16 protein-coding genes and 1 pseudogene are annotated in these 13963 nt (G+C 56.0%); 11 read left to right on the plus strand and 6 right to left on the minus strand.

Annotation, left to right across the window (positions count from 1 at the left end):
• Positions 1 to 23 precede the first annotated feature (23 nt).
• The 3 genes from EFD56_RS27845 to EFD56_RS27855 are packed head-to-tail and all read left to right on the plus strand — an operon-like array spanning position 24 to position 2789.
• On the plus strand, positions 24 to 959 hold the full coding sequence (locus EFD56_RS27845) for a chitosanase (RefSeq protein ID WP_126906842.1): 936 nt from the start codon (positions 24 to 26) through the stop codon (positions 957 to 959).
• Positions 956 to 1783: a murein L,D-transpeptidase catalytic domain family protein gene (locus EFD56_RS27850; protein ID WP_206513427.1), complete on the plus strand. Its 828-nt coding sequence runs from the start codon at positions 956 to 958 to the stop codon at positions 1781 to 1783. The genes EFD56_RS27845 and EFD56_RS27850 overlap by 4 nt, the downstream gene beginning before the upstream one ends.
• A gap of 46 nt (positions 1784 to 1829) precedes the next feature.
• Positions 1830 to 2789, plus strand: coding sequence for a DUF3616 domain-containing protein (locus EFD56_RS27855; RefSeq protein WP_164736872.1), 960 nt, complete (start codon positions 1830 to 1832; stop codon positions 2787 to 2789).
• 801 nt (positions 2790 to 3590) lie between these two features.
• Here the strand turns inward: EFD56_RS27855 and EFD56_RS27865 are convergent.
• A pseudogene (locus tag EFD56_RS27865) lies at positions 3591 to 3842 on the minus strand (hypothetical protein); the annotation flags it as partial.
• A 200-nt stretch (positions 3843 to 4042) separates the two neighbouring features.
• Between EFD56_RS27865 and EFD56_RS27870 the strand changes: the two are divergent.
• The 5 genes from EFD56_RS27870 (at position 4043) to EFD56_RS27890 (ending at position 7927) form a co-directional block, all read left to right on the plus strand.
• Complete coding sequence (locus EFD56_RS27870; protein WP_126906845.1) at positions 4043 to 4189, plus strand: hypothetical protein; 147 nt, start codon at positions 4043 to 4045, stop codon at positions 4187 to 4189.
• 1441 nt (positions 4190 to 5630) lie between these two features.
• Complete coding sequence (locus EFD56_RS27875) at positions 5631 to 5921, plus strand: hypothetical protein (protein WP_126906846.1); 291 nt, start codon at positions 5631 to 5633, stop codon at positions 5919 to 5921.
• Complete coding sequence (locus tag EFD56_RS27880; protein WP_126906847.1) at positions 5918 to 6919, plus strand: hypothetical protein; 1002 nt, start codon at positions 5918 to 5920, stop codon at positions 6917 to 6919. The genes EFD56_RS27875 and EFD56_RS27880 overlap by 4 nt, the downstream gene beginning before the upstream one ends.
• Before the next feature lie 279 nt (positions 6920 to 7198).
• Positions 7199 to 7531, plus strand: a complete 333-nt coding sequence (locus tag EFD56_RS27885; RefSeq protein ID WP_126906848.1) for a hypothetical protein — start codon at positions 7199 to 7201, stop codon at positions 7529 to 7531.
• A 174-nt stretch (positions 7532 to 7705) separates the two neighbouring features.
• The gene (locus tag EFD56_RS27890) at positions 7706 to 7927 is read left to right on the plus strand and encodes a hypothetical protein (protein ID WP_126906849.1); all 222 of its coding nucleotides are present in this window, start codon (positions 7706 to 7708) and stop codon (positions 7925 to 7927) included.
• Here EFD56_RS27890 and EFD56_RS27895 read toward each other — a convergent pair.
• Positions 7920 to 8987, minus strand: a complete 1068-nt coding sequence (locus EFD56_RS27895; protein WP_126906850.1) for a serine/threonine-protein kinase — start codon at positions 8985 to 8987, stop codon at positions 7920 to 7922. The two genes, EFD56_RS27890 and EFD56_RS27895, sit on opposite strands and share 8 nt — an antisense overlap.
• Positions 8987 to 9361, minus strand: coding sequence for a hypothetical protein (locus EFD56_RS27900; RefSeq protein ID WP_206513428.1), 375 nt, complete (start codon positions 9359 to 9361; stop codon positions 8987 to 8989). Before EFD56_RS27900 ends, EFD56_RS27895 begins: the two co-directional genes overlap by 1 nt.
• Positions 9362 to 9747: 386 nt before the next feature.
• On the opposite strand from EFD56_RS27900, the gene EFD56_RS27905 reads away from it, so the two are divergent.
• Genes EFD56_RS27905 through EFD56_RS27915 form a run of 3 tightly spaced genes read left to right on the plus strand, consistent with a single transcriptional unit; the run spans position 9748 to position 11856 of the window.
• Positions 9748 to 10386, plus strand: a complete 639-nt coding sequence (locus tag EFD56_RS27905) for a phosphoribosyltransferase (RefSeq protein ID WP_126906852.1) — start codon at positions 9748 to 9750, stop codon at positions 10384 to 10386.
• Between the two features lie 15 nt (positions 10387 to 10401).
• Positions 10402 to 11346 carry a DNA-processing protein DprA gene (locus EFD56_RS27910; RefSeq protein WP_126906853.1) on the plus strand — a complete coding sequence of 315 codons (945 nt, stop codon included), beginning with the start codon at positions 10402 to 10404 and terminating at the stop codon, positions 11344 to 11346.
• A complete protein-coding gene (locus tag EFD56_RS27915) occupies positions 11347 to 11856 on the plus strand; it encodes an HAD family hydrolase (protein WP_126906854.1) in 510 nt (169 codons plus the stop codon).
• A gap of 42 nt (positions 11857 to 11898) precedes the next feature.
• Here EFD56_RS27915 and EFD56_RS27920 read toward each other — a convergent pair whose 3' ends face one another.
• The 3 genes from EFD56_RS27920 to EFD56_RS27930 form a co-directional block, all read right to left on the minus strand.
• Entirely contained in the window at positions 11899 to 12141 is a 243-nt protein-coding gene (locus EFD56_RS27920) for a hypothetical protein (protein WP_126906855.1), read from the minus strand.
• 243 nt (positions 12142 to 12384) lie between these two features.
• On the minus strand, positions 12385 to 13524 hold the full coding sequence (locus EFD56_RS27925; RefSeq protein WP_126906856.1) for an ImmA/IrrE family metallo-endopeptidase: 1140 nt from the start codon (positions 13522 to 13524) through the stop codon (positions 12385 to 12387).
• A complete protein-coding gene (locus EFD56_RS27930) occupies positions 13521 to 13835 on the minus strand; it encodes a hypothetical protein (RefSeq protein ID WP_126906857.1) in 315 nt (104 codons plus the stop codon). Before EFD56_RS27930 ends, EFD56_RS27925 begins: the two co-directional genes overlap by 4 nt.
• Between the last annotated feature and the right edge of the window lie 128 nt (positions 13836 to 13963).

Consider the following 13963-nt stretch of genomic DNA (forward strand, 5'->3'; position numbering starts at 1 on the left):
CAACCCAAAAATAGGAGGATGTCATGAAGACTGATGCCAATCACACTGTTCAGCTGCTCCAATCCATCTTGAGTGTCGCACTGTCATTGCAGTCCGCAGTCGATGAGCTCAAAGGCGGCGCTGGCACCAGGTCGGGCTCCGAGGGTATAGCCGGCCTAGATGTAGAGCATGCGCCGCGCGCAAGCGGCGACGCCTTACTGACCGATCAACAGCGCCGGGTTTGCGAGCAGGTCATCAATGTCTTCGAAACCGGTACCATCGCGGGAAAGTACGGCTCAATTAGTATCTACAACGACGGTCCGAACAGAATCCGTCAAGTGACATACGGTCGATCGCAGACGACAGAGTATGGCAATCTTCGTGAACTCGTGGCCATGTACGCCGGCGCCGGCGGTCGGTATTCGGAGCAACTGCGCCCCTATGTCGAAAAAATTGGGCGAACAGCGCTCGTCGACGACCAGACGTTCAAGAACCTTTTGAAATCTGCCGGCAACGAAGATCCTGTTATGCGCGATTGCCAGGACGTGTTCTTCGATCGACGTTATTTCCAACCCGCGCTGCGCTGGGCAGTCGAGAACGGATTCCATTATGCGCTCTCGGTGCTAGTGATCTACGATTCATTCATCCACAGCGGTAGCATTCTCGGCTTTCTTCGTGAGCGCTTCACCGAGCGACCACCGGCACAGGGAGGAAATGAGAAAACTTGGATCTCGGAGTACGTCCAAGCCCGCCATACCTGGCTCTCGACACACAGCAATCCTCCCGTTCGGGCCAGCGCCTATCGGACCAGGGACTTACTGCGCGAGATAGATAGCGGAAATTGGGATCTGTCTGCATTGCCCTTTAAGGCAAACGGCACGCCGGTCTTCGGACAGCCCGGAGATAAAGAAGCGCCTCCGACAGGGGATATGCTGCACGTCGTCAGCGGCGGCGCAGCCTATGGAGACGCGGCAGAATGAAACCCAAACCCGCGGAGCGCTCAACGCGCTTCGCGGACCTCGTCAATAAAGAGGTTGCGGGAGGACAGACAATGGCCAGGGCATTGCAGACAACGAACGATTCCATTCTCATGCATCAAATTCTCACCCAGCTCGAAGCAACGTTGGAAGCGACGAATTCGGTCGTTCAAGAGCTGCTTCGTAACCACGAACCGGGCGCACCCTTCGCAGCGAGCCATAGGACATCGTTGCCTGACGCCGCCTTCTTCGCGAAAGGCGGGCTCGTAGAACGGGGCGTCGATGAACCGATACTTATGGCCTTGGCGGAAGATGCCGAACTGGAGCTTCCAATGAAGAGGTTGATTGTCCTTCGAAACGAGCGTTATCAGGAAAGCCATCCGCGCTATTGGGCGATAGCAAATTTTGACCTGCACTCCAGCAAGCCCCGCCTGTTCGTTTTCGACGTTATCGCTAAAGAGACCAGCTCATATCTCTGTGCCCACGGGCGCGGGTCGGAAGGGCCCACCGATGACGGAATCGCTGACGTCTTTTCCAATGTTGAAGGATCTAAGGCAACGTCACTGGGCATCTATCGATGCGCGGAAACCTATCAGGGGGAAAACGGATACTCGTTGAAGCTCGACGGTCTGGAGGAAACAAATTCACGAGCTCGGTCACGTGCCATCGTAATACACGGAGCAGACTACGTGTCGCTCCGATTTTCCCAGCAATACGGCCGGATTGGCAGAAGCGAAGGCTGTCCCGCTTTGGACCACCTAGTGGCTAGGAAGGTCATTGACCAGCTCAAACAGGGTTCGCTGCTCATTCATTGGAAAACCCCCTAGCTCGATGCCCCACGTTGAAGTTCGTTCATTATCTATGGAGGGCAGTATGGACACTGCTACGATAAGCGAATTCTTTCTGGCAGGACAGGTATCGCTAAATTACGGGACGAGTGATCAATCGTTGCTACGGAATCTCTCGGGCTGCGCGGCTACAGGGGCGATGCTCTGGACGGTGTCTGATGAGGGCCGCACCATTGAGCGCCTGACGCGAGAAGTCGATGGCTATACACTTTCGGACCGATTTGCATTGGATCAGTTTATCGAAGGGATTCCCGGATCGTCGGATGACGAACTCGATCTGGAATCCCTGGATTTAGACGTATCGTCAATTTGGCTTTGTGGAGCGCATTGCAAAGTACGGCGCAAACCGGAAGCAAATGAGATCCTAAATTCAGAAATCCACGCGCGAAAGAGTCGACGACTGCTTGCGAGATTAACGATCGATCAAGCAGGTCGACCAGTCGCAGCACAGAGTATCCCTTTTGAGGGAGACGGATCTCTCCGTGCCATGCTCGAAGCTGATCCTTTTTTCTCACCGTTCGAAGAGCTGCCGACCAAGGAGAACGGAATCGACGTCGAAGGATTAGCTGTTGTGGATGGCCGCGTCTTCATAGGCCTTCGTGGGCCAGTGATCGCAGGTTTTGCGGTGGTAGCTGAACTGGCGATCGACAATGCGTTCAAGATCCGATCAATACGTCCCTACTTCTTGAACCTCCAAGGCTTGGGAGTTCGAGAGTTGACCAGGGATGGAGCGAGTATTTTGATTACTGCAGGTCCGGTGGGTGAGGCTCAAGGTGCGTTCGCACTCTACCGTTGGTCTCCTGAACCAGGATCTGTTCCTAGAAAGGTCTACTCTTGGGGAACGTCGATTGAGAAACCGGAAGGACTATGTTGGTGCGACGTCGGCGGCGAGCGTGGCCTCTTGGTATTATATGACAGTCCCGGCGATGCCCGTTTGCTGAACGGTGTGTATTCTGCCGATCTGCTCAAGAGGTTGCAGGGGTAATCCGATCACTGTGATGGGCCGGCAGGAACGTGAGAAGAGGGAAGAAAACAAGGCACGCGGGGGTTAGCAATGTCCGCTATTCCGTTCAGCGATGAATTATCACTTTCTCCATCGACGCTCGGACATGCCCCAATCTGGGAGAGCGCCATGCTTAAGGGAATTATCACGGGCAGCGGCACGGGGATAGTTGTCGGGATGCTTCTCTTGTGGTGGATTCGCCCAAATACCGACTTCAAAAGAGATTTCCATAGCCGTGTCTCCTTGGCGTGAATGACACGGCAGATGTAGCTCTGCGGATACTTCGTGTTTAGGGCTATGATACCGCTAGGAAATATTAAGGGTGATCATGAAACGATCAGCCGACCTATCCAGACAAACTCAGATCCGCAACGCCTCCTCCCATTCTGCGGCGGGTGAAAAAAATGCCGCGCCCAAAAGCGCGGCAGAGGTGGCCTTCGGAGGAAAAGGTTGGGAGATTGATGCGCAAAAGTGCTTGCCGCTTCAGCCCTTCACGCCACCCGCGGTCATACCCTCTACGATGTGTCGCTGGACATAGAAACCGACCATGGGCGGCAGCTCCCCAGCCAGAACGCCGGCAGCCGCGATCATACCGTAGTTTGCCACACGGCCACTCAGGAAATCCCCAATCGCGACGGTTACCGTCTTCGACGGATCGGTGGCGGTTAAGAGCAAGGCATACGGGAACTCGTCCCATGACATGAGCATCGCGAACAAGAACGTGGTAGCAAGCCCCGGTCGAAGGGTGAGCGTTCGGCTGGTCGAGAGATGGAGGCTATAGGAGCGTTTCATCTCATCGGCCACGACGCGGTTGATCATTTCGCGATTGCCCTGTGCGTCAATAGATGAATTGGCGGATACCGCCGTCCCACGTCCTGATGTCGGCAAGTAGCTCTGAAGTTCCTCGATGCCGTTCTCGGTCAGACCCTTCGTGCCATCATCACTGCCATCGCTGACGTAAACCAGTTCGCCCTCGGAGATGTTGTCCGAGTTGGCGAACACCTCTCCGATCAGTTCGAGGTTCTCGCCGATCATGCTGGCGACTTGCCTGAGTGTGTAGATGAACCTCGAGCGTGCCGTCACGCAGCCTCGCACCGAGCTTTTGCTGGCCAATTCCAGGGCAAAAGGTACTCGATCGCATCCGTTGTCCGCGACTTAGCGAAACGCGTGTCCGCGATTTACTGAAACCACTGTCCAATTTAGTGAAATCCGCAGTTCCGTTCACGATCTGGCTGATGAAGTCGACGATCGACAACGTGCCGGCCGAGATCGAAGATGCGGCCCGCGCTGACGGGGCAACCCGATTGGGTGCGTTTTTCAGGGTCGTCGCCCCGCTCATTCGACGTGAGCCGCCTCGTCGGAAAAGATCGACCGGAAGATAGAGCAGTTCGAGCTGATGCTGGAGGAGACCGAGGCCCCCATGCCGAGGCTGAACTGCGCTCAGGCAAAACCCCTCTGCCGGAGTTGGACGACGCATCCGGAGAAGCCGAAGCGTACATCGGACTCAATCTTGGACTCCGTGGGGTTTCTCGAAAGGTTGAACATGTACGACCAGTTGATCCCCGCCTGAAGAGACGCGACGGACGTCTTCTTCCATGTACTCCCGTGAGTTGGGATTGATGATCCCGTCGTTGATGCCATCGACCAAGCCCTGTAGTGCTTGCGAGCCATTCTTGTCGGCGAAACTCTTTGCCATCGGCGTCGAAGAAATGGCCGCCTGACGCACCAAGGAGAGTGCCGAAGGTCACACGACTGCCTCCGACTGTCCCATGGGCAGCACGATCGGGTATACTCGCACGACATGTGACAAGCGAGACGTTATTTCGTTAGAGCGCCGGCTGCGGGAACTCAGTATCGCAGAGCCCAACGAGCATCAGGTCACCCTCTGGGAGGCTGTAAGACCGCGCGAGTCCAACATCGCGGAGATAATCCGGACCGCCCTCTCCGGGAAGCTGCGCACGGTGTCGGCGTTGCCGGGAGTACCAATCCTTCAAGGACTGCGTGTCGTCGTGGATGAGATCAAGGCGTCGTTCTTTCCCGCGGGAACGATCACGAGGGCGGCAGCGTGCGAGATGCTTCGCCTTAGTGCTTCCGGCATCGGCTCGCTCTTGTCGTATGGCTGCGTAAAAGCGGAGAAGCTGAGAAGCTGGCGTTCCCGCACGACAATTGGTGGGCGGTCGACCGGCAGGACGCCGAACGCTTTCGTCGCGAGGACATGTCGCTTCTGGAGTGCCGCGAAATTTCCAAGCGTTCGCAAACCCGGGCTGAGCTCGAATGCCAGCCGGTAGAGGATCGAGCCTGCATTCCCGACGTCGGTGGTTGCCCAGGTGATCTACGAGCGAAAGTTCGCGGATGCGATCATGACGGATTCGCGTGAATGAAGGGAAGTCATCGTCCCGCTTAATCCAATTCGAAGCCGGATGTTGCGTAGGCAGACGTTATACTTTCGCTTGACGCGGCCGAAGAGGCCTTCGTCGGCTACTGGGTGACATTCTACTTCACCTTTGATCGCGGCTGCGATTCACCTTTGTTGATGGTGGCGGAGAACGCTCCAATCGCACCTCCAACGATGATCTTTATTAGATCAAGAAAAAATCCTGGCGCGTTGTCGACTGTTGGCGTCGGGAAACTGCTCATACTGACGTACAATAGCGTAAAAATGTACAAAGCTACGATGGGCGCAAGAATTATTAGGTACAATGTTGCTATCTGCTTCACGGGCATGATGTCTGTCCTCCCAACTTTCGATTGATTATAATGTAGGCCATGCTATCATAAGTCATTCCTAATTTAAAATATCGTCGGGATGTCGGGGAGGCCGAAATGCTGCACCTAACGGTTCGGAGGAACCTTTCAGTTATTATTGCATTTGCTGCATCTTATTCTGTTGCATCGGGAATGACGGCCTATGAGGCGCGTGATGTCTGTGTTGGGCTTGCTGCCGCATATATAAATGCACAGGACAAAACCCATTTCACTTATATCAACGGAAAATTCAAAGTCGAAGGAGACGCGAAGCAGATCACGATATTCGAGAATGCCGTCCCCGTGGCGACGATACCCAAATTCGAATATGACAAATACACTGAATGCCTAGAGAAAATGGCAAGATGAAAGTGCGGGCTTCGCTTTTTGTGTCCACGGCCGTCGCGTTCAACACATGGGCAATGGGCGCGTCTGCTCAGTCTCCTGATGAGCAACGAATTTATATTGCGAGGGATGTCTGTGCTGCCTTCACTGCAAAATGGGCCAACGCACCTGGTGGCTCGGTGACGCTTGACGCTGGTAAATTCAAAGTTCGCGGCAATTCGTCAACAGTGACAATCTTTGAGAACAGCGTGAAACTCGCTGAGATTCCTGGATTTTCATACTCAAGTTTCAATGAGTGTCTCGACAAAATCATCAATGGATTGGAGCAGTCCCGAAAGTCTGCCGAGAGTAAACATCAGGTCGAAGCGTTTACGGCAGGTGCGGAACTGGGCGCATTGCTAAGCATCGGGAAATGCCTCCGCTCCGCAGCGATGGGCGGCTTCTACCTTGGTGATATGGATCAAGGAGGCAGTCCCATTCCAGGCAATACGTTATCAAAGATGGTAGCGGCCATAGGTAAGAGCGTCGGCAAGCGGCTGAGCCGTGTCAGCGGCGAAGACTTGAACGTAAGTTTAGACAATCGAGTGAGCTACTACCGATTTGTTCAAGGCAGAGAAGTCCCCTACTTCGACACGCAAGACGCGGTCACCATAACGTCAGCACTAGAAGACTACTTGCCCCCAGACCTCGTTGATTATTGGCAAGGTGGCATTCTGGTTGGAAAGATGGGCACGGAATTCAAGTTTGCGGTCTCATTCGCTCAAATTTTGTCGGATGCGCGGGGACGATTTGATGCGCGTTCTATGCGTGCCCAACAATTTTTTCCGCCAACTCTTCAATGCCTGAGTAATGCGTACAACGATGACATTGCAAACCTTCAGGGTTTCGACGGCATTCTCGGGTCGAATTTCGCCCCCCCGGGCATCAATGATGCGGTCGACTTGCAGAGCGGCGCGGAAATAGAGAAACGCTTTAGAGAAGATGTGATCGACCCCATACGTTCTGAACTTAAGGCAAATTGATCGGTGATGCATCGAGCCCAACAGAGACAGACCTCATTGCTCGATCCGAGAGCGGAAAATGCTCACTGCATGCGATTCGACACATTATAATGGTCTGCGTGGAATGTCCGCTTAGCTCCGCGGTTATCCGACCTTGGCGCGTCACTTAATTATTGGCGCGGGCTATTTTCTAGCCGCCACCGTCAAATTCGATCCATACATTATTTTTTACACATTCCGGCTAATACGTCCACCTCGTAAGCATATTAAGGCGTGATGTAGTGGTTTTGAGGAGTGAAGATGCCGCCTAATGGCATCAATTGGAGCGAGTACCCATGGCCGACGATCCTGCGGCAGATGTCGCTATATGCGCATCGATTGATGCGCAGACGTGCCTTCGCGGGAGCCGACATATCAGCCGAGGACCTCGTGCCGTCTGCGGTGGAAAAGACCATGAGAGGCGCGCGTGTGTGGAAGTGGGAGTCCACAGGCGTAGTCAACCACCTCATGGGCGTGGTTTCCAGTGAACTCTATGACCGGGTACGACAATCAAAAAGGTTCAGCGCCGATGTTCTGATCGAAGGCGCCGTGAACATTCTGGCCAGCCAGAACAAAGTGTCGAGGAGACCCTAGCGGAAAGACGAACTGGCCTCGTTTTTGAATTTCGCCAAAATCGGGGACAAGGAGGTTGCGGGAATTGAGCGCCAACGAGCAGGCACACCAATTCGTTAGAACAGAGCAAGAACATCTATTTACTTAGCGTTAAAACTCGCTAGCCTACAATCGCATATTATCTAGGAGACTCCCGTGGCGGTGGCTGCAAAAAAGAAGCTGGTGTTGCCTCACTGCCGTTTCTGCGGTCGTGAGTGGCTACCTGCCGAACATGTTTCGGCCAGTCTTGCGTATTGCGACGAGTGTCGTGAAGAGCGCCTCGCGTTTACGCGGGCCAGAGTCACAGGCATTGAGATTGTCCGCGGACGTAACGGCGAGCAGGTGATGGTCCCGGTGAAACGCGGCGCCGCTACTTGACGGCCCGCTCGGCAAAGAACGACTGAAGCGACGAGTACATCGCCTTTGTCTTGTCGCCTTTCGCGCTTGCTTTCAGCGATCGCTTGGCATTTCCGCTCAGGTCCTCGGACCAGGCGCGCCAGTTCTCACCCGGCTGACCGAGATAACCTTCCCATTCCACGCGGACGCGGCGCTTTCCCTTTGTCAGTGCCCACGCGATCTTGTCCTCACCGACGGTGCATGTCCATGGCTCGACCGGCGGGAGCTTCGTGATGGAGTTCACAGCCGCGCCGAGAGACGGGCAGCGGTCATTAGCACTCGGCTTGCAAAGCTTGTTCGCCAGCATTCGCCAAGGCAGCGGTATATGGGGCAAGTAGAGCATTTTCGACGACAGGCGCGGCTCCCCCTCCGCATCAACCTCGATGACGCAGTTCTTTCCCTGCCGGAAAAACCAATGATCGCCCGACAGCAGGTTTATGAACGTCACGCCGAGCGAGTAGACGTCGGATAGCTGTGAACACGCCTTCTCGCCGAGAACTTCCGGAGCCCAGTAAACCGCCGTTCCATATGGCGTGGCAAACCCGAACTGGAGGTCGTCGGTGACGAAGCCGAAATCGCCGACCTTAACGTGGCCGTCTCCCTTCAAGAGTATGTTGTCGGGTTTGATGTCTCGGTGGAGGTAGCCGTGCCCGTGTATGTAGTTCAGGCCGATAGCGGCTTCGCAAATGATCCGCTTTGCCTCTGACAGGAAGACGACGTTCTTCTCTGTAACCTGCCGGGCAGATTTGCCCTCGCAGTATTCCATGACCAGAAGAAATTCCTCGTCTCCCTTGCTTCGCAAGACATGGTGAATCTTAACGACATGGCCATGTTCGAGCGCCTTGAGGTGCTGGCCTTCCTTCAAGGCCGCTGCGCATGCATTCTCCCAGGCAACATCTGAATCGAATTTCGACTTGAAGAAGCTCTTGGCCGCCACCTCACCATGCAACGGGTCGAGGTAACGGCTCACTTCGCCAAAGGCCCCGTCGCCGATGGGGCCAAGGAGTGTCAGCGTCGATACATAATCTTTGGAGCCGTCCATCAATCCCTCGCTGCGAGCAGCAGGAACGCGGCTTCCCGGCTTCCCTTGCGAAACTCCTTGCCGCCGAAATTCTCGTCGAAGAACGCATCGTCCTTGAGGTAATCGTCGACTTTGCGCGAACCGAACGTTCGGCTGATGGTGTTCTTCTGCAACTGCTTCACGAGTACGCCCTTTGGTACTGCGCTCAAGAAAACGCCTCTGAGTTCGGCCGAGTGCAGAATCGCCGTCTTGGCGGCATACTGGCCGCCGACGCTGGCTTTCAACACGACCAAATCGATGCCCTGGGAAAACCTGTCGACCAGGCGTTTGTGCATAGTCACGTAAGCAAGCTGGCGATCGCCTTTGCCGAGATCGAACGTCTCGTCCTTGATCATAGTGACGGTCCCGTCGGCATTGTACGAACCCTCGGTCAGGACGATCCTCTCGGATGCGACCACCGCAGAAATCACTGTCATCTTCCATCCCTCACGGCCGAATCGCCGCTAACCCTAGATAGCATATCTTTGAAAACTGAAGTTACCATCAATGCAGAGCCGTTTGGCTCCGCAAGGCTTTCCCCGCGTGATCTTATTGTTGCACGAAGGACCAAGCTTCGAAAGAGTTTACAAACACCCGATACTTGCGGCGGCGGGCCAATTATTTTCGTGCGAAGCCGTTGTAGAGACTTCAAAAGTCGCGATTACGTGCCTACATAGAGGCGCACTTAAGTTCGCGACGCCGAGGGGGCGCAATGCCGTCATTTAGTTCTAGGGCAGGTTGGATGGAATTCAATTATCTGTCCTCTTCCGCGGGCCTCACCCGCACCTATACTCTCGCTTACAAGTTGACTGACAATTCTTCCGAGCTTTGGTCCGAACGTTTTTCCCGGTTCAAGGAACGAGACCAGAAGGCCTACTTCGGGGCAGCCCGCCTGATATACGCTGCGTTCCCTCCCCTTCTCGCGGCGTTGGGGTTGGACGGCTCCGATTGCGCATTTGCATGTGCGCTTTCGTCATCTGAAACGACCGCGGCGTCGGACCGGCAGGTTCCCTACATTACGACTCAGTTGGCAATCCAGGTCGGCGCTCACGAAGCAACCGCCGCCATCACCAAGCAGGCGCATAATCGGATACACTTCCTCCGCGGGGCGGCCGAACGAAAAGCCGAACTCGACAAGGCCCAGTACACGTCCGCGGTGCTGCCCGCCCAAAACGTCTTCATATTCGATGACTTCGTGACTCGCGGCGATACGCTTTCGCGCGTCGCGCAGGCTGTGCTGGCGACGAATCCCGGTGCTACCGTTTATGGCGTGGCCCTGGGAAAGACGGAACGGACCGCCTATGATCCGCGAGCGAACAACAGCCATCTTCCGGCTGGGTGGAACCAGATCTGGGCGAACGGCGAAGCGGAGGTCGCGTAAGCGGCCAAGGTCAACATGCAGAAAACCCAATCGAAAACCACCGTCGCCATAGTTGCCTTGATGCGCATCAGGGGTATCGGCCGCCGGGCGGCCGTGCGAATCGTCGAGCGACCGATCCGAACAGCGGACGATGTACAGTCATTGCACGGTCGTGTCGCCCGCCAGAAGATCGACGCACACGAATTCAGCGAGGCGTGGAAGATAGCGGAAGAGAGCCTTGAGAAAGACCGGGCTGCGGGAATTACAGCCGTCTCCTTTTACGATGACGATTTTCCCCAGCGCCTTCGGAAGATTCCCGATCCACCAGCGGCACTCTTCATGAAGGGCGATACGGCGGCCCTGAGCCATCCTAAGGCGCTCGCGGTCGTGGGAACGCGTGAGCCGACGGATTACGGGGAGCGGGTTGCCTTCCGCCTGGCCGAGGTCGCCGTCAACGAAGGCTTTGTAATCGTCAGCGGGCTGGCACACGGTTGCGATACGTTTGCCCACCGCGGCTGTGTGGAAGCCCGTGGACGGGGAATTGCGGTTTTGGCGCACGGCCTTGACAAGATCTATCCGGCTGCCAACAAGGGTCTCGCCAGAGATCTCCTTGAAATGGGCGGCGTTCTGGTCAGCGAGTATCCGGTTGGCAAGGCCCCGGTGAGGACCGCGTTCGCCGAGCGCGACAGGCTGCAAAGCGGGCTGTCGGATGGCGTGTTGGTCATCGAGACCGACGTGACCGGCGGGACGATGCACACCGTACGATTTGCCCAAGCGCAAAAACGGGCGCTAGCCTGCATCTACCATCCGGCGAACTGGAGTCATGAGCCCAAGACCCAGGGTAACCGGTTGATGATTTCCGAGCGGGTCGCGGTGCCGATCGCGGACCGCGAAGCCCTCGTTGATTTTCTGGGGACTCTTCAGGCTCGGCGTGAGACCTCCTCCACCCGATCCGAGACGCAAACCGACATGGGATTTTAAATGATCATATTCGACTTTGATCAGACGCTGGTCGATACGTCGCCGGCCGCGGACCTCCGGGCTGACCGGAAATGGAGCGCGGTAATGACGCAATCCAAGGCGGGCAGATTGCCCGTTTATCCCGGTGTGTCGGAAATGCTCGCCGTTCTCCATGCGAAAGGGCACAGGCTGGCGATATTGACCAAAAGCCCGGACATGGTTCCTCGGTGGTACGTGGAGCACTACGGCTGGCCGATCGATATCGTGCTTGGGTATCATCAGGTCAAAAGGCGGAAGCCTGATCCCGAAGGTCTGCTTTTAGCGATGAAGGCGGCTGGCGCATCGCCGGATGATACCCATCATGTCGGCGATCAGGCGCAGGACACCGAGGCTTCGCGAGCCGCGAATGTCATCGCGATCGGAGTTACCTGGGGGATAACGTCCAAAGAAGAACTGGAGGCGTCGAGGCCGGATTTCATCTTCGATACGGTTTCCGAGCTGCAGGACTACCTTTCCGATCAGAAAGCGTAACCGCACCGGCGATGCCGGAGCGGGTACCGTTATAATCAGGAATCAGGCGACCTTGCGCGAGGAGGGAAGCTTGAAGTTCGCAGGTTTGGGTCTCTCGCCGGACGCCTGGGCGCGCAGACGCTCTGCCATTTCCGAGTTGCCAGCCTTGATGAAGGCGCCCTCAGCCGACGCCAGAGCTTCCTTGAGACGCTGGTTTTCCGACACCACCGCCTGATGCGCTTCGCTCGCGCATGTGAGCTCATCATTGAGTCTCGCAATTTCTCCGTTGAGGCTGTCGATTGTCACGTGGCTATCTCTCTCTGATTTCTTTGCACCCGCGTGCTGAGTCATGACTCTTTCTCCATTTAGTCGCGATCCAGTACCAAGCTCATCGCACCTAGTATGTTCCGATTCCGGTCTCAAGACCAACGACCTTGAATACCGAAATTCGTCTTTTAGATCCCGAATTCATAATGATCATTGCCCGGAACCGAGCAGCCTGCAATGGGTGGCCCGAGAAATTCGGCCGCCCGAGATTGCCGTCCGAGTTCAGAAATGCTTCCTCACCTCGCCGCGTCCGAGCATCCTTGCGAATTTGCGATAGTCGGAGTTTTCGAACTGCCAACGTCCAGCGACTATAGCGGGATGCACCTGGGCGAGGTCCGCCACTTCCTGCACGTCACCACTACTCATGTCAGCGGATACATGCTCCCTCCAAATTTCGGGCGGAATGAGTGCGTTGAGGGCGAACTCGTCGGCCTGTGCCTCTATGCCGTCGGAGGAATTGACGTCGAGATCGTCGAGGATAAGCGGCATGTCTTTGCCAAGATGGCACACGACATGAGCGAATTCATGCATGATGGTAAACCAAAAATTGTCCAATCTATCGTGCCGGAGAGTGATCGCGATCACTGGAACTCCGTCCGCGCGCCGCATTGCCGCGCCATCGAGATATGTTCCTGGCAAGTGCTCGAGGACCACAAGCACCACGCCGATACTCGACAGATATGATGTAAGTGCCTTCGGCCAGTCTTCGCGGCGGCTGAGACGGGCGAGGTCCCGCGCGTTCTCGACACGCGGTACCGCACCGCGCCTGGGCCTTGCATCCTCCGCCTTGAGCATGACGGCCGCACACCATGCTTCGAGAGCTCCGAAGTCGGTCTTGGCATTCGTCCGCTCGGTCCGCGTCTTTCTAAGCATAGCCACCTCGGGAGCGACGGCGGTCGCCCGGGCGAGGAACGTCTCGATCGACTCTCGTCCCATCATCACGCCGAGTTTTCGTAGTTTCTCGACCGCGGCGGCCGAGGCTGTGCTGCGCCCCGAGCGCGGCTCATGCTTGATATCGCCAATCAGCAGCTCGACAGGTACGCCGAGGTGGGTGTTGAGAGCCCTGATTTGGTCGACCGTAGGCTGACGGCGGCCACCGAGAACTTCGGACACCCGGGACTTGGGACCGATGTACGGCTCCAGATCGCGGGGCTTCAATCCCAGCTGCCGCATCCGGAACTTGATCGCCTCGGACGGCGAAACACTGTTGAAGCGGTGAACCGACCGTTCCCACTTTTCGATCAGCGCCTGCAGAACTTCGAGTTCGTCGATCGCATCCTGGGTATCCAGCAGGATAAGCTCATCGGCTCTTGCGAGCGCGGCGGCGTAGTCTTCTTCGTTGCGGATTGGCCGGATTCTCATGCCGCCCTACCCTTCGCTGCCTCACCGGGCATCGTCTGAATGGTGAAGCCCGCGTGCTTTACCAGCACCATTCCGCTGGTAAAATTCACGATTAAGTCGACGAAACCGGCATTGTCGTCGTCGAGGAAGATCCTCGCTTTTGGCCCGTCGACAACCGCCTGCGGATAGAACTCGCAAAACTCGTCCTGTGACTTCCAGCACCCACGGACCAACTCAATGCGCAGCACCTCGGCCGCGCCGACAAGACTTCCGTCGCCGACCTTTGCCAAGGCGCTGAGTTTGCCGATTCCCATAAGTTTCATCTCCAGCATGACATAGCTCCGTTCATCTGTGGATAAAATGGTTACCAAATATGTAATGGATATTGATTTTGATCCTGAGCCATGAGACAACAACATCGTTCCACTTGGTGTAACTATTTCATGACAGCCTCGTGTGG

This window comes from Rhizobium phaseoli, from assembly GCF_003985125.1.
GTDB lineage: Bacteria > Pseudomonadota > Alphaproteobacteria > Rhizobiales > Rhizobiaceae > Rhizobium > Rhizobium phaseoli.